Genomic DNA, 16920 nt, shown 5'->3' on the forward strand with positions numbered 1-16920 from the left:
GCAAGACAAGTGGGCACTTTTAAGGCGATTAATCTACCTTCCATTAAGCCTAGCAGTAAATCTGCTAACATCAGCTTTGCTGATAATGTGATTACTTATAACGAGACAAATCCGGACGGCGCCGCAGTAACTTTCCCCACATTAAATCGGGACGTAGTCACCAGCACACCTACCCAGATTATAACAGCAGCTACCAATACAGGACAGTTCATTACAAAGGAAATTCAGGTGGATGAGCAAGTTCGTCAAAATAAAGGATTGAACAACCTAAAGATTACCCCAGGGGTAAGGTATAATCTTAAGATTAGATTTGGCCCTTGTAAAGAAGATATAAAGCCTGTTAATTATTCTATTGAAAATGGGAGAGAAGCGAGTTTTTCGATACCTGCAACAGATGATGGTCTCATTTTTGACGTTTTTACATTAGATAATTCCTTTACTCTAAGAATTAATAATATTCCCATTACCACACAGGAACTACAGTTTGAATACGGATCACGAAATGCACCTCCATTAAATATTCGCTTTGCTGATGGGCAAATATGGGGCATCGGTAACATACAACCTATTTACCAAATGCGTGGAAATGCAAATAATCCTATTGTAAGAGTAGTGGTTAGTAAAGAAGGTAAGGTGTCTCTCTATGGAAGTAAAACCTCTGGCGGACCTCTATATCCTCTAGCATTGTTTAATAATAATACCTTTAATAATATTAGATGGAATTCCTCAGGGCAAGATAACATCGCTAGATTAAGCCAACATGTATTGGGGGTAACTTATATGAGCGGATGGGTAAGAGGAAGGAGAATTGTACAGTGCCGACCTTAAAAAAAGATTATCAATATATTGTATACCCCCTGCTTTTCAAGCTGAGGGGGTATTTTAAGATATTTATACAGAAAAATTAAAACAACTAACTCCTCATATTACAACACCATAAGCTAAGATAAGCAGTATGATAAATATCTCTAATTTCTACTTTTTCAGTAATCCCTACTTTATAGCTAACTGATTATAATTTGAGATGTTATAAATTTTTGAAAACTCATGAGGGCTGCCCCCTGATTTTTTTCTAATACTCTTGGTCTACACCCCGTTGTTTTCTACAGAATTTAGATCTGGATCCATAGCATGGTCAATATAAGATACTATGCCCTCTTCTCCTCTATGAATTTTTACGATATACTGTTTATGGAAACGGACATCATCCATTACAATCACTGCCTTTTTGGGAAGTGATAAAAGTAACTCTTGGATTAGCCCATCAAAAAAACATCAGCATTTATATGCCTTCAAATCAGGAAACCTCCAACGTTTTAAATTGACAAATTAGCAAGTCTGGTATTGACTCTACCTCTATTGTCGGTCTTTGTTCTTTTCAGGCTATAGACAGTGGCAGTATGTTCGAAATAACAAATCAATATTTTTAGATACTTCCAGGGTGTATTGGGAGGGGATTATCCCTCTTGAAGCTCATAATCTTTCACAAGCCTTTTTTAAACTAAATTTATCTTTTTTCGGGATATGAAAAAAGACATGCAAATGGAATGAAGCACTTTCTTAAAATAAATATACAGTATTTTACCCCGAGCTGGCTATAAAAATCGATTCTGAATATCATTTTACATATAGCACTTTATTTTAAAAACAAAATCATATCTGCGTTCTGTTATAGACCTGATATAATGCATTTGCTTTTCTGATCTTATACTCCTAATAGAAATAAAAAACCTATTTTCCGCTTTTTAAACAAGTTGTAGGAAACCCCTGCTTAAAGATCTAAGTTTAAAGTTATTTTAATCTTTTATTTTGGACTTAAATTTAGACTGAAACCGATCCCATTGGTCACGGGTTTTAATAGTTTTATAGGCTTCTGATGCAATCAGGCTTAAATACGGTTCCATTTCTCTTGGGGTAAAGAATCCCATAAGATTGGTAATGGGCAAATAATTTTCGTCCATAAAAACTGTAGAAGGATAAGAATAAATGTTCATAAATCGAGTAAACTCATGCTGGAATCCTCTTCCTTCTGTTTCCCTATAATGAGAATTGCTAAAATTTCGCCCTCCAAAGAAAAACTTATCGTTACCCTCTGCATTAAATTTTACCGAATAAAAATTTTCATTGATAAACTTATAAATAAAAGGATGTGAATAGGTTTGTTGATCCATCATCTTGCAAGGCTCGCACCAATCGGCATAAAAGTCGATCAATATCTTCTTTGGTTTTTTCTTCATAGCTTGAGTGACCTCACTCATACTCATCCATTTAACCTGAGCATATCCAACATATATACTTAAAAAACAGAGAAATAACAGGATTTTTTTCATCTTTGTTATATTAATATTTTATATTGATAGCAGTAAGTATCTAACGAACTTCTTGCATTAATTTTCTGATAAGAGGTGATATTATAATGAGTACCGCCCCTGCAATTAATGCATATAAACCCAATGTTTTATAACCTTCAGTATACACCAACAGAGATTCTACAGGTCGGGAAGTCTCTTTCACCTTAGCCATATCCTCACCGATAAGACCTGCTAAATATTGCCCATAAGAAGCCGCTAAAAACCAAATTCCCATCATAATACCTTGTAATTTGGCAGGTGACAGTTTGGTCATAATGGATAGACCGATGGGAGATAAACACAACTCTCCAAAAGTAATAACCAATAACGCTAAGGTAAAAATATTTAGAGATGAGATCCCATTTTGAGAGAAAAAACGGGTAGCAAAAAGAGCATAGTAACCTAAACCTAGAAAAATAAACCCTAATCCAAATTTTATCACAGTATTAGGTTCTCGTTTACGTTTTCCAAGCCAAAGCCATAACAAACCTAATAAGGGGGCTAGTAAAATAATAAAAAATGCTCCGGCAGAATTATTAACACCATTAGGGTCCACCCGCATACCGACCAAAGAATCATTAAGATTTTTAGCCGCAAAAATACTAAGTGATCCTCCGCTCTGCTCATAAATCCCCCAAAAAAAGATAGAAAAAACAATAAATATTAAAGCTGCCCATAACTTTTTTCTTTCTGAAGAAGAAAGTTTGCTGATTTCATAAAAAAGATAAACCAGAGTGAGGGGACCTATGCTCCACATAAAATAATCGGTATACTGGGTTTTAGATACCATAATCTGGATTAAAGGAACGAATAATAAGGTCAGCCCATATACCAGATATTCTGCCCATTTAGGAAAAGGTTTCACTTTTATTATGGCCTGAGGATGGCCAGGATGTAAACCGATAGGCCCCAGCTTGCGTTGGGTAAAAGAAAAGTTAATAAGACTTATCACCATCCCCACAGCTGCTAGACCAAAAGCAACATTCCAACGATAAGCCTCCTCTATAAGGGAAGAAAACATATATCCCTTGCCTATCGCTACACAAATATACCCTCCCAAAAACGCACCTAGATTAATTCCTGCATAAAAAAGAGAGAAACCTGCATCCCGACGCTGATCGCCTTCTTTATATAAGTCCCCGATCATGGTCGATATATTGGGCTTAAAAAAACCTGTACCTATTATAATAAAGGCCAATCCAAAAAAGAAAAATTTATGCGGATCTAAGGCTAAAAAGATACTGCCTACAATCATTAATAAACCACCCCAAAATAAAGACTTTCGAAATCCTAAAATTTTATCCGCAAAAAGTCCTCCTACAAAAGTAAATGCATATACAAAGGCCTGAGTAGCCGCATATTGAAGATTTGCCTGTTGTTCTGTAAAATCAAGCTGGTGAATCATAAAGAAAACCAACATTCCTCTCATTCCATAGAAGCAAAAACGCTCCCACATTTCAGAAAAGAAAAGGCCCCATATCTGAAATGGATATCTCCCTTTAAAATTCTGAATTTGCTCTAATCTTAAACTCATTAAAAATTCTACGTAAAATTAATATCTGTTAAATTATCCAAAATAATCTGCCTAAATTACAAAAAAACTCCCAATAGTTTGGAAGTTTTAGTTTTTATTTGACGGGTTGCAAAATCAATTGATCCCATGCATCATTTTTTTTAGCTTGGGAGATATAATAGCCAAAAGGATACCAGCGACCCCGCACAATACCACAAATACCATAAAGAATTCATATAGATTATGAATTTCAAATCCTGCAAATTTATGATAGGCCAATGGAATATTATTTTTTACCAATAGCTCTGCCTGTTCGCCCGTAAGCTTTATTTTTTTATCCAAAACATCCTGAAGATTAATGCCCAGCTGTTGCGCTTTTTTAAATTTATCTCCAGTAGCCGGCATAATAGAACCTAAAGTCCCCGCTAAAGCATAACCGGTAGCGCTTGAAATAAAAAACACCCCATATAATAAGGAAGCAAATCTTTTAGGAGCCAGTTTACCCACCAATGACAATCCTATAGGAGATAAACAAAGCTCTCCACAAGTATGCAACAAATAAAGCAAAATTAACCATTTAATGGCTAATAATCCACTATTTCCCAAATGCTCTACATTATGAGCGATTACAAAATAACTCAATGCGATGATTAATAAGCCCATGGCTTGCTTAAAAGGAGATGCAGGCTCTTTGCCCGACCTTCTTAATTTATCCCACAATAAGCTAAAAGGTACAGCCAGTACCACAATGAACAGCCCATTAAAGATCTGCACCATGGAAGGGGGCATTTCCCATCCTAGAAAGCTACGATCTGTTTGATTATCAGCGATAAAAGTAAGAGAAGATCCCGCTTGCTCAAATGCAGCCCAAAAGAAAATCACAAAAAAGGAGACAACGTAAATCACTAAAATACGATCCCTCTCTACTTTGGTAATGGATGAATCTGAAATAATAAGACTGGCAAGGGTAATGCCCGCAGCATATACCAAAGAGTATACTAGATTTTGTCCGACAAGTTTATAAAATACCCAACCCAAAATTATAAATCCAGCTATGGCAATAGCTATGGCTTTAGAAGAAAATTTAGCAGATTGGGCTTCTCCTTCCTCAAAATCTTCTGAGGTATTGTGCTTAGGGAGTCCTCCAATCACTCTACCCTCTGGTGTTGTAACATATTTATTTTTAAGTAAAAAGAATAAAATTATCCCCAGGAACATAGCAATAGCTGCTGCTAAGAAGCCCCATCGGAAAGCATGAATATCCCGCACCCCCTCTACACTTTTAATATCACCTAACAGCGGACAGATTAACATGCCTAAAAATGAACCAAGATTAATGCCCATATAGAAAATGGTAAAAGCTGAATCCAACTTATTTTTTTCCTGCTTCGGATAAAGACTCCCCACCATGGAAGAAATATTAGGTTTGAAAAAACCGTTCCCCAATATAATAATTCCCAAAGCGATCCAGAGAAGGTTTTTAGCGAGGTCTAGTTGATGTCCAAATAAAGAAGCACTGACAAACATTACCAATTGCCCTATTCCCATTAAAAACCCCCCGATGATGATACAATTTCGATTGCCGAGGTACCTGTCTGCAATAAGTCCTCCCAACATAGGGGTCAGATAGCACAAGGCTAAAAAGCCCCCATAAATAAGAGAAGTTTGTGACTCTATAATTCCCAGTGAATGAATCATAAATAGCGTCAGCAATGCACGCATACCGTAGAAGTTAAAACGCTCCCACATCTCGGTACCAAACAATACCCACAACCCCTTTGGATGTCTCGAGTGAGATTTAGTTGTATTCATCATATCCTTAATTCTTTTTATATTAACTTTTTGTTAAGATGGCAAATATAGTTTTTTTATATAATTCCAAGAGGATAATCATTAAAATTCAATGGACTATCTTCTCTGTTGATTTTATTAGAAAACATAAATTTTTCTGCCTTCTGAGTTTATATTTTGGGACCAACCTCATCAACATATCCACTTCATCTGGTATTATTAAAATAAATAGCTGAATGGATAGGTTTTGAGATTTAACATTAGTTCAGGCCCTGCTCTCTCATCACTTTATTTAAAAATTTAAGCAGCCACACACCTATTAAAAAAGCAAAGATGAGCAAAGAAAAGTTGACTAAAAAATAATATGGTTTATACTCATAATTATACCACGTGCTGGCCAAAACACCCGAAAGTTTATTTCCTATTGAATTGGCTAAGAAAAACCCGCCCATCATCAATGCAGTAAATCGGGGTGGTGAGAGTTTAGACACTAAGGAAAGTCCCATAGGCGAAAGGCATAGCTCCCCTATGGTTATAACTCCATAGCAAGCGACCAACCACCATGGAGAAACTTTAACGGCACCATTGTTTGCCATATAAGCCGCGCATAACATAACCAAACATGATAGGGCTGTAATGAATAACCCCAGTACTATTTTGGCAGGTGTGGAGGGTTCTCTGCCTTTTCTTCGGAGATAAGCCCATAGACCTACCAGAAACGGCGTGAGTACAATTACCCAAAAAGGATTAATCGATTGGAATAATTCGGTATTGTAAAGGTATATTTTTTTATTAGGCCCTGTATCCAATGCTTCTAATTCTTCTTTCTGATCGGAGGTAATATTTTTAAAATAAACTTCTTTTCCGCGTTCTCTCAAAGCCTTCCCATGTATATCTTTACGCACTCTAAATTGCTCATCATAAACCGTTACTTCTTTATCTTTGTAATCCGCAGTTTCTACCAGATAAATTTTACCTAAAGTTTTCTCCAAAGATACAGGCACTCTCCTATCCGTATAATAATTGGCCCACCGGGTTAAAGCAGTTCCGTTTTGCTTAAAGATGGCCCAAAAGAACATACAGATTATAAATACCAAAAATAAAGCAGCTATAGGTCTTTTTTCCTCCTGTTTAGCTTTTAGGTAAAGTGAAATATAAAAATAAATAATCGGTATACATGCAAAAGCAAAAGCATCGGTAGTATTACTTCCCAATATATTTCCAGGAATACCCCAGCCTATCCCCCCAGCGATTACTGCAGGTAAAAACACTTTTATCAGAACATCAGATATTTTAGCATCTCCTTTTTCAGCAGGCTTTATTTGGGTGGCTCTAAGGATATGTCTGCGACCTAGAGTAAAAATGACCAGACCTAAAAGCATTCCCATTCCAGCAGTAATAAATGCTTCTTCCCAACCAAATTTATTCCGCATAAAAGCCGCAATTATATTACAAATAAATGCCCCTATATTAATCCCCATATAGAAGATATTGTAACCCGAATCTTTATTGTTTTTATAGGGTTCCTCCTGGTAGAGGTTGCCCAGCACAGTAGAGATTGTAGGTTTAAAGAAACCATTTCCTACTATGATGAGTCCTAAAGAAAGGTAAAACCATGGCAATTCTTTAAAGCATCCTAATCCTATATATCCGATTGCCATTAAAACACCACCCAGATAAATGGATTTGAAATAACCTAAGACACGATCGGCTAAAAAACCTCCGATAAAAGGTGTTAAATAAGTCAATGCGATATAAGTACCAAAAATATCATCTGCCATTTTATCCGACAAGCTAAGCCCTCCTTTGGGACCAGAGGGATCTATCATATAGAGAATAAAAATCCCAAGAATAAGATAATAACCAAAACGCTCCCACATTTCGGTAAAAAATAAATAAAATAAGCCCTTTGGGTGTTTACTCTTCATATATTATTAGATTTAGAAATTTATAGAAAGAGAACTATGGATCCTTAAATCGTGAATAACATCTGATATTCTATAGACCCATTTTATTTTCCTAGAAATATTGATTTATTCAGTTAAACATCAGCTGCATGTTGGTTTTAGCACATTTGAACAAAAAACGCTGTGTCAGTCACTTTATTCTTTGAAAGCTTTCTGCTACAATCTTCTTCGCTCCGAAGATAGGCCGGAAAACTAAATCAATTCATCCATAATCCCCAATTTATAAAAATATCCAAAAATTAGATAATTTTACAAATATTCGTAAAATATGTATGCAATTAATTTAAAGTATGATTCTTATAGAATATCCGTTCCTTTATAAATGATTTACAAGCCTGTTGTTCTCCTTCCTTTTTAAACTTACATAAGTTTGTACATCATGCTAAAAAAAGAAGATACTTATCCTTTTTTTAAGATTTCTATTTTTAGGCAAGAACTTCACTATTCACTCGGTGCAATTCTTATAAGGAATCTTTCTTAGGTAAGGAATGCACTAATCCTACTTTTCCACGTATATTTCAATGTAATCTTAATTTTATATAACTTTTAATTGAATATTCGTGCCCAAAATCTTCATATAGCTCCACATGGTGATACCATTAATCTATTAGCGTACATAAATTTTACTAAAGGTTTTTTAAGATAAAGGCTGTCATTTTTTCATACAGTTGTAAACGGGTGTTTCCTCCATAAATGGAATGGTTTTTATCGGGATAAGCCATAAAGTCGAAATCCTTTTTGTACTGAATCAAAGCTTCTGAAAAAACCATAGAATTTTGAAAGTGCACATTATCATCGGCAGTACCGTGAATAAGTAACAACTTCCCCTTTAGTAATGAGGCAAAAGTAGTAGGGGAATTTAGATCATAACCCTGCACATTCTCTTGGGGGGTACGTAAAAATCGCTCTGTATAGATGCTATCGTAAAATCGCCAGTTGGTAACTGGAGCAACAGCAATCCCCATTTTAAAAGTATCTGCACCTTTTGTCATGGCTAAGGCAGCCATATATCCCCCAAAACTCCATCCAAAAATCCCAATTCTAGCAGCATCAACATAGGGTTGCTCACCTAACCACTTAGCTGCATATATCTGGTCTTCGATTTCATATTTACCTAAATTTTTATAGGTAACTTTTTTATATTGACTCCCTCTAAATCCGGTTCCCCGTCCATCTACACAAACGACAATATAACCTTTCTGTGCCAGCATCTCAAACCACATTCCATTTATAGGATCCCAAGAATTGGATACAGATTGCGAACCAGGCCCTGAATACTGATACATAAATACAGGATATTTTTTAGCAGGATTAAAATTATGGGGTTTTATCATCCAAGCATTCATCTGATCACCCACGGCATTGGGTATGCTTAAAAATTCTTTATTGATAAAATGATCGTGTTTTAATCTGCTGAGAATTTCATCATTATTGTTCAGCTCTTTTACAACACTCCCCTTTACCTCATTTAACAGGTATTTAGGAGGCTGATTGGCTGTGGAATAAGTACTAATAAAATGATTAAATGTTTTGCTAAAACTAGCACTACTACTTCCTTGGGGTTCGGACAAAAGTTGCTTTTTACCCGTAACAATATTAAGCTTAGTCAACACCTTATTAATACTGCCGGTTTCTGTGGTTTGAATATAAACATCCTTAGTTTTGGGATTATAACCATAATAATCTACAATTTCCCAATCCCCTTTGGATACCTGTTTTTTTAATTTCCCATTGGCATCATACCAATATAAATGTCTTTTTCCATCCCGTTCAGAAGCCCAAAGAAAAGAATTATCCTCTAAAAATCCCACCTGTAGATTATTGGTATCTACCCAAGCGGCATCTTTTTCGGTAAAAAGCTTCTTTACCTGTGCATTTTTAGTATTAACTTTTACAAGATCTATTTTATTCTGATGCCTGTTAGAGGTGGCAAATACGATTTCATCTTTGGCATTCGTCTGATATAAATTGGGAATATAGTAGTTTTCAAAATCAGCTAAATTGATCTTTACTAAAGATCTGGAAGGCAGTTGGTATAGATGGGCTGTAACTATTGAATTTTCTTCCCCTGCCTTTGGATACTTATAGCTGAACATCTGGGGATACAAATTATCATTATAAATGGGAATGTTTACTTGGGGCACCTTACGCTCATCAAATTTCACAAAAACAATAGCATCTCCGGCTTTATTCCATTCATAATAGTCGGCATGCCCAAATTCTTCTTCATATACCCAATCGGCTAAGCCATTGATTATTTCATTTTGCTTTCCATCTCTTGTGATTTGTACAATACTTCCATCATTTAAATCCTGGTAAAATAAATCATTATCTACAATAAAGGCTAACTTGCTTCCATCGGGAGAAAACTTAGGTTCCTGCACCCATTTTCCTTGATTAACCGGCAAAATTTTGCCCGATTTTAAATCTTTAATATCGAAGATACCATGGAAGGAACGCCGATATATTTCCTCCTTACGTTTTTGCAACAATACTTTAGACTCATCCTCAGAAAAAGTATAATCCTCAAAATTTCCCTCCACCATATAATCTATTCTATGCATGTTTTTAGACGAATAACGGGCTATACCTCCGGGTTCTATGATCGTATAATTTTCTCCATCTTTTAAGAAATTGATGTCAGTAATTTCTTGGGGAAAGTAATATCCAGAATAGATTTTATCTAAAGTAATTTCCTGCGCTAAGGATTCCTGAAAGAAAAACCCCAAAATAATAGATAAATTGAAAATCATTTTTTTCATATTATTAACTGATTTTTTTGGCTAAACTAGCGTAAATATAGCCTTTTTAATAAATATAGAAGCCATTAATCCTAAATATTCTTATTTTTAATTTAGAGTTATGAACTGAAAATCAAACTATTGTACCAAATAATCCCCACACTAAACATTCTATTGAACGCGATCATGAAAAGCCTGGTCAACATAATCAACTTTTAGACGACCTCTAAAACTAAAAAAAGTATTCTATGGCTACAAACCACAACAATACCGTAAAAAGCCCTACCATAATACTCATACCAATGATTAAGTTGGTTAACTTGGTATTGAGTTTAAATTGCTCTACTACAATACTTGAAGAAATGAGAGTAGGCATAGCAGCCTCTAAAATACTCACTTTAGCCACTTCACCTTTAATTCCAAAAAACAAGGCTAAACCCAATACCATGGCAGGGGCTAGTAATAACTTGTAAAACATAGAAGTCGATATCTGGGGGATGAGCTTACGCCACCCATTAAATTTAAGCTGTAATCCAACTGAAAATAATGCTAATGGAGCTACCGTAGCAGCTAGCTTATCAAAAAAAGGCTCTGCAAAGTCTAAGTTAAAAAATTGCGCCATTAACAAGGCCGCTATACAGCCTAAGAAAGGAGGAAAAGAGAAAAGGCGTTTCAATATAAAACCCGCCTTTAGATTTCCCGATTGACTTCCTCCCCTTAAGGCAGCGATAATACCTAAGGTAGACAAAACCAGAAACATGGTTTGATCACATATAATGGCTATACTTAACAAATGCTCTCCATAAAGAGCACTGATGATAGGAAATCCAAGAAAAGAGGTATTACTATAACCGCTTGTCAATTCTAATGTACTCCTAGAACGCTCCGAATACGATTTGTATTTGCAATACCCCAACATAAACAGCCAACTACCCAACGCGATAAAAACAGTGGAGAGCATAGGAAATAGCATCTCCCGAGACCATTCAACTTTAGGAAGATATTTAAAAGAAACCGCTGGCAAAGCAATGTAGAGTATCCAAGTATTAATACCTTTATGAGCATCAGGATGAATAGTTTTGGTGGTTTTAAAAACCATACCTGATACAATACACACAACAATGAGCACTGAATTAATCATCTGAAATTTTTAGACTAACAAAGGTAATTCAATTGAATATACTGGAACTTAAATTGGGATTTTTTTTAATAAGATTATTCTTTTTCCTCCATCGTTGATTTTTAATATAGCTTTAAGTTTAAGCCTAATAGGAGAGAAAGCCTAGCAAACTTATAATTTTTCGGATATAGCCCCTTAGATATTATACTTTTTTATCATAAAACCGCCGATAGTAATCATTTTGCAGCCGTAATAAAATATACCACCAACCTGTTTTTAGCTGACGACAGAGGAAGCACCCAATAAAAATCGAATGAATAGTTAGACATCTCCACTTTAGCACTCCTATAAAGCAAGCTTTTAAAGAATGAATTTAACCTATACTAATAAGTCTCTATATCGTATGGATCTGCTCACCGCTCTATCCATGTTTATAAAAGGCCCATTCTTCTATCCCGGACCTTATATCTAGAGTCAAGCATATTCATAAGACTGGATTCGTAATTAATGTCTTGAGCGCTTTTAGTTCTTCTGCATCTATATATTCTGTACCGTCGGTAATACAAGCTGAATGTATCGCTCTAAAATACTTTTTTAACCTCCCCACATTGGAAGATCTTACCCCACCTCCTACAAGGATATTGAGTTTCTCACCTATTTCGGTCTGCATGTATCTAAGTTTTTCCAAACCTTCCAAAGCAGAAGGAGCGCCCCCTGATGTCAACAAATGAGAAAACCCACACTCAATTACGGCTTCTAAAGCTTTACCTTGGTCGTATACCTTATCAAATCCAGGATGAAATGTACAGAGCGGCCACCCGCCAGCTGAACCAGGACTTTATTCTTTTCTATATCCACTTTTCCTTCAGAAGACAATATTCCGAAAACAAATCCATCAGCTCCTAAGCTTTTTAAATCCAACAATTGTGTTTGCATCTCTTTAAATTCACACTTTGTATACTGAAAATTACCCCCTCGTGGTCTAATCATCACAAAGATGGGAATTCTAACATGGGTTTTGAGTCGCCGCAAAGTCTCGGCTTGGGGTGTTAAACCTCCCTCAGCATAATTTTCACAAAGTTCTATTCTATCAACTCCTCCATAAGCTGCTATCCGAGCTGATGGTTCATTAAAACATGCAATTTCCAATGTAGTCATAATTGATTTTCTATGGCTTAAAGAGTCTGTATATGATGAAACCCTGTATTCGGAATACCGTTAAGCTCTGTAAAATGGGCATTCTACACATACAAGCATCTCTTAAAAAAAGGAAAGATAAAACAAATTTTCCAAAATATATAAAAAGAAAAAATACAGATGAAGCCCGTGACCTAGAAATAGAAATATAGAACATTTTGTTTTCAAAACTCAACAAAATTCTACTCTTGTGCCGATTCACTCCACATAAATATCTGTTTTTTTTACAAACCTAAAAAACAGCTTATAAAACTAAATATTCATAAATACCCCTATAAAAAAAACAATCATGCGTAAGTAAAAATAAATTTAATTAGACATTACCCCATATTTTATTAGGGGTATATTACTTTTTTTTCAAAAATAATCTATATTTTTACACCACAAATCAACAATCATGTCAACATTAAGATTTAAAGCTTTATCCGAACTGCCTTTCAGAAATTACAGAAAAGATAATTTTGTAGAGATTCCTGTAAAACTTTCAGAGCTGTTCTGTTCCAATGTATTTTCAGAATCAACGATGAGAGAGTATCTTACTAAAGAAGCCTTCTCCTCTATTATGGATGCCATTAAAAAAGGCACGAAGATACAGCGTCATATTGCTGATCAAGTAGCTGTCGCAATGAAAGACTGGGCTATGTCCAAAGGCGTTACCCATTACACCCACTGGTTTCAACCCTTAACAGGTTCCACGGCCGAAAAACATGATTCCTTTTTCACACCTATCGAAGGAGACAGAGGTATTGAACGCTTCAGCGGAGGCATGCTAATCCAACAGGAACCCGATGCTTCTTCTTTTCCCAATGGAGGGATTAGAAATACATTTGAAGCAAGAGGATACACCGCATGGGACCCCTCCTCTCCTGCATTTATTATTGATACCACCCTTTGTATACCTTCCATCTTCATCTCCTACACGGGAGAAACCCTTGATTATAAAGCCCCTTTATTAAGAGCCTTAAATGCTGTGGACGAAGCTGCCACTGAGGTTTGTAAAGCCTATTTCGATAAGAATGTAACCAAAGTTACACCAACTTTAGGTTGGGAACAAGAGTATTTTTTAGTAGACTCTGCCTTATATATTTCGCGACCGGACCTAGTACTCACAGGTAAAACCCTCTTAGGCCATGCCCCAGCAAAAGGACAGCAATTGGAAGATCACTATTTTGGCTCTATCCCCACCCGAGTTATGAATTTTATGAAGGCTCTGGAAATAGAGTGTATGAAGCTTGGCATTCCTGTCACAACCCGACATAACGAGGTAGCACCCAATCAGTTTGAACTAGCACCTATGTTTGAAGAGGTGAATGTTGCCGTAGATCACAATTCCTTACTGATGGATGTTATGGGACGAATTGCCCACAAACACCACTTTCATATTCTGTTCCATGAGAAACCTTTTGCAGGCGTTAACGGAAGTGGAAAGCATAACAACTGGAGCTTGGCTACAGACACTGGAGAAAATCTCTTAAGCCCAGGAAAAAATCCTAAGAAAAATTTACAATTCTTAACTTTCTTTGTCAATACCTTAAAAGCGGTACATGATTACTCTGATTTATTAAGAGCCAGTATAGCCTCTGCTAGTAACGACCACAGATTAGGTGCTAATGAAGCTCCCCCCGCTATTATTTCAGCATTTATTGGGAGTCAACTCTTTACCGTTTTAGAAGAGTTGGAAAAAGTAACCGATGGAAAGTTGTCTCCAGAGGAGAAGACTGTATTAAAACTAAATGTGGTAGGTAAGATCCCTGAAATTCTTTTAGATAATACGGATAGAAACAGAACCTCTCCCTTCGCTTTTACCGGAAATAAATTTGAAATCCGCGCTGTAGGATCTTCTGCCAACTGTGGAGAACCAATGACAGTGATGAATGCTATTACAGCAAAACAATTAAAAATCTTCAAACAGGAAGTAGACGCTTTAATCGGAAAGGGATTGAAAAAAGATGAAGCCATCTTTAATATTTTGAGAGAGTACATCAAGCAACTTAAAAATATTCTTTTTGAAGGTGATGGCTATTCGCAAGAGTGGGAAGAAGAAGCCCAAAAAAGAGGGCTTAACAACCTAAAAACAACTCCTGAGGCTTTAAAAAATGAATTAAATAAAAAATATACCGATCTTTTCGAAGAATTATCCATTTTTTCTCAAAGGGAATTTGCAGCCAGAAATGAAATTAAATTAGAAAAATATTCTACGGTAATTGATATCGAAGCTAGAGTATTAGCGGATATCGCACGCAATCATATTATACCCGCAGCCCTAAAATATCAGAACAGGCTCATTGAAAATGTAAAAGGTTTAAAAGAAATTTTCGGAGAGCAGGAATATAAAGACACGGCGGCAGAACAGATCAGTCTTATTTCTCAGATTTCAAAGAATGTTGCAGCAATTAAAGTAGGGGTAGACCAATTGTTAGCGGCAAAAGAAAAAGCGAAAAATATTTCTGATAAATCTCTGCAAGCAGATGATTATTGCTATAAGGTAAAACCGCTATTCGAGGTGATCAGAGAAGCTTCGGATGCCTTAGAAATGATGGTAGACGATGAACTCTGGCCTCTTACCAAGTATAGAGAACTCTTATTCACCCGTTAAAAAAAGTTTCCATCACTTTACATATTAAAAATGCTTGCTCTAGGGCAAGCATTTTTAATATGTAAACCAATCGCTCCCTTCAGAAGAATCTACCCGCCTTTCTACAATATTAATTTTATCTTAATGATTAGATTTAAAGCTATATATGAAAAAAAACTTAACTTTATAAGGCATCGAATCTGAAATACAATAAACTATGATTTCATTTCATGATTTACAAAAAAGTCTGGAATTATGTATCAACAGCCAGAAGATTAATAAAAACAATCTCAATATTTGGTTCCAGAGGATAGAAGAGTCCCACCTTTCCGAAAGGGAAGAATATAAAAAAAAGCTAGAGCTCTCTCTCATCGCTTCTCTCTTTCAGCACTTTCCTGAAATAGAGATTGAAAACCTCATTTGTGAAAGTCCTGATTTTATTATTAAGTACAAAAACAAAAAAATAGGATTGGAGGTCTCAGAGATTATTAACCATTTTGAATTGAAAAAGAAGGAAACCCAGATAAGCAAAATTTTCCGTAATGTAGAAAAGCGATTAGAAGAAGGTTTTGGCAATTATTCTGGTATATATTATATGAGTCTACAGGAAAATGATGTGGATTTTAATAAGAACCCTCAAATAGTGGAACAAGAAATTATCAGCTATATTATAAAGCGTAAAAAAACAAAATACATACAAAAAATGCGAAAAACACCCTACGATAAAGGTGTTTTTCTTGTTTTAGACTTTAATATCTCCCTTTTTGATGAACTTAAATCGGAAAAAATAGCGGAGATCATCTACAAAAAAAACAAGAAATTTAGGATTTATAAAAAAGAGGTCGATGAATGCTGGCTGGTCTTGGTATCCAACATGAATAATCTGGCTTCTCGTTACAGCTATATTGATTATAACAAGCCTCTATCAAGTATTAAAAGCCCTTTTAGCAGAATTATGCACATTGAAAATTTATATAGCCAGCTGCTTTATATTAAATAACGTTCTTTTCTCCCCGCTAAAAAAAACGATTTAAACACTTTTTGATTGAACTTTTATATCCTTCAGGCATACTGATTCCCTCTAAATGAGAAGGTTCAAAAAAAAACAATTTCTCGGTGCTCATCGCTTATTTTAATTTTATGCCGATCTCCATCAATAGGCTTACAAAATTAAGTAACAATAAAAACATCTAAAGTCCCTATTATATTATACATCCACACATCGACAAGGTGATCAATCTCACAAGTAATATTTAGCTCCTCTTTAATTTCTCTAATTAAACAGTCTTCTGGAGATTCTCCGGGCTCTATTCTCCCCCTGGGAGTTCCCCATTCCTCTCTTTCATTTTTGAGGAGTACCAATTGATTATTTACGACTACAACTCCTTTTATAGAAATCGGGTATTTAATAGGATTCATGGCCTTATCACACATAAAAAATGCTTTACTCAATGATATGCTCTAAAGTACTAAAATTTATATAGATAAAGACTTATTTAAACCCGCGGTTCATTTAGGATAAAAAAAAGGAAGCTGCATATTATTAGCTAAATACCTAAATTTAATAGTCTAACAAACGATTAAATATGAACAGCTTTACCGCAAATTATGAAAAATATTAGAGATACTGATAACAATTGAAAGTAAAATGAATTTTTTAAATCA

At 35.4% G+C, this 16920-nt stretch carries 10 protein-coding genes and 2 pseudogenes; 3 read left to right on the forward strand and 9 right to left on the reverse strand.

From position 1 onward, the window contains the following. A pseudogene (locus tag GNY06_RS04885) lies at nucleotides 1-828 on the forward strand (hypothetical protein); the annotation flags it as partial. A gap of 258 nt (nucleotides 829-1086) precedes the next feature. Here the strand turns inward: GNY06_RS04885 and GNY06_RS14550 are convergent. The 8 genes and pseudogenes from GNY06_RS14550 to GNY06_RS15135 all read right to left on the reverse strand — a co-directional run bounded on the left by GNY06_RS14550 (nucleotide 1087) and on the right by GNY06_RS15135 (nucleotide 12641). After that, nucleotides 1087-1221, reverse strand: coding sequence for a hypothetical protein (locus tag GNY06_RS14550; protein ID WP_262885032.1), 135 nt, complete (start codon nucleotides 1219-1221; stop codon nucleotides 1087-1089). A 575-nt stretch (nucleotides 1222-1796) separates the two neighbouring features. Beyond that, nucleotides 1797-2330 (reverse strand): thioredoxin family protein, encoded by a 534-nt coding sequence (locus tag GNY06_RS04890; protein ID WP_166519049.1) that lies wholly within the window; start codon nucleotides 2328-2330, stop codon nucleotides 1797-1799. Between the two features lie 40 nt (nucleotides 2331-2370). Then, the gene (locus GNY06_RS04895; RefSeq protein WP_166519050.1) at nucleotides 2371-3885 is read right to left on the reverse strand and encodes a peptide MFS transporter; all 1515 of its coding nucleotides are present in this window, start codon (nucleotides 3883-3885) and stop codon (nucleotides 2371-2373) included. A 114-nt stretch (nucleotides 3886-3999) separates the two neighbouring features. After that, a complete protein-coding gene (locus GNY06_RS04900; RefSeq protein WP_166519057.1) occupies nucleotides 4000-5676 on the reverse strand; it encodes a peptide MFS transporter in 1677 nt (558 codons plus the stop codon). A gap of 239 nt (nucleotides 5677-5915) precedes the next feature. Further along, the gene (locus GNY06_RS04905; RefSeq protein WP_166519051.1) at nucleotides 5916-7583 is read right to left on the reverse strand and encodes a peptide MFS transporter; all 1668 of its coding nucleotides are present in this window, start codon (nucleotides 7581-7583) and stop codon (nucleotides 5916-5918) included. A 665-nt stretch (nucleotides 7584-8248) separates the two neighbouring features. Continuing rightward, nucleotides 8249-10384: a S9 family peptidase gene (locus GNY06_RS04910; protein ID WP_166519052.1), complete on the reverse strand. Its 2136-nt coding sequence runs from the start codon at nucleotides 10382-10384 to the stop codon at nucleotides 8249-8251. A gap of 211 nt (nucleotides 10385-10595) precedes the next feature. Beyond that, nucleotides 10596-11504 carry an AEC family transporter gene (locus GNY06_RS04915; RefSeq protein ID WP_166519053.1) on the reverse strand — a complete coding sequence of 303 codons (909 nt, stop codon included), beginning with the start codon at nucleotides 11502-11504 and terminating at the stop codon, nucleotides 10596-10598. Between the two features lie 463 nt (nucleotides 11505-11967). Then, nucleotides 11968-12641, reverse strand: a pseudogene (locus tag GNY06_RS15135) (copper homeostasis protein CutC). A 436-nt stretch (nucleotides 12642-13077) separates the two neighbouring features. Here GNY06_RS15135 and GNY06_RS04925 point away from each other — a divergent pair. Next, nucleotides 13078-15276, forward strand: a complete 2199-nt coding sequence (locus tag GNY06_RS04925) for a glutamine synthetase III family protein (protein WP_166519054.1) — start codon at nucleotides 13078-13080, stop codon at nucleotides 15274-15276. Between the two features lie 196 nt (nucleotides 15277-15472). Continuing rightward, nucleotides 15473-16255 (forward strand): hypothetical protein, encoded by a 783-nt coding sequence (locus tag GNY06_RS04930; protein WP_166519055.1) that lies wholly within the window; start codon nucleotides 15473-15475, stop codon nucleotides 16253-16255. A gap of 170 nt (nucleotides 16256-16425) precedes the next feature. Here the strand turns inward: GNY06_RS04930 and GNY06_RS04935 are convergent, their stop codons facing one another. Continuing rightward, nucleotides 16426-16707 carry an NUDIX domain-containing protein gene (locus GNY06_RS04935; protein ID WP_166519056.1) on the reverse strand — a complete coding sequence of 94 codons (282 nt, stop codon included), beginning with the start codon at nucleotides 16705-16707 and terminating at the stop codon, nucleotides 16426-16428. Nucleotides 16708-16920: the final 213 nt, after the last annotated feature.

Source organism: Elizabethkingia argenteiflava (assembly GCF_009904105.1).
GTDB lineage: Bacteria > Bacteroidota > Bacteroidia > Flavobacteriales > Weeksellaceae > Elizabethkingia > Elizabethkingia argenteiflava.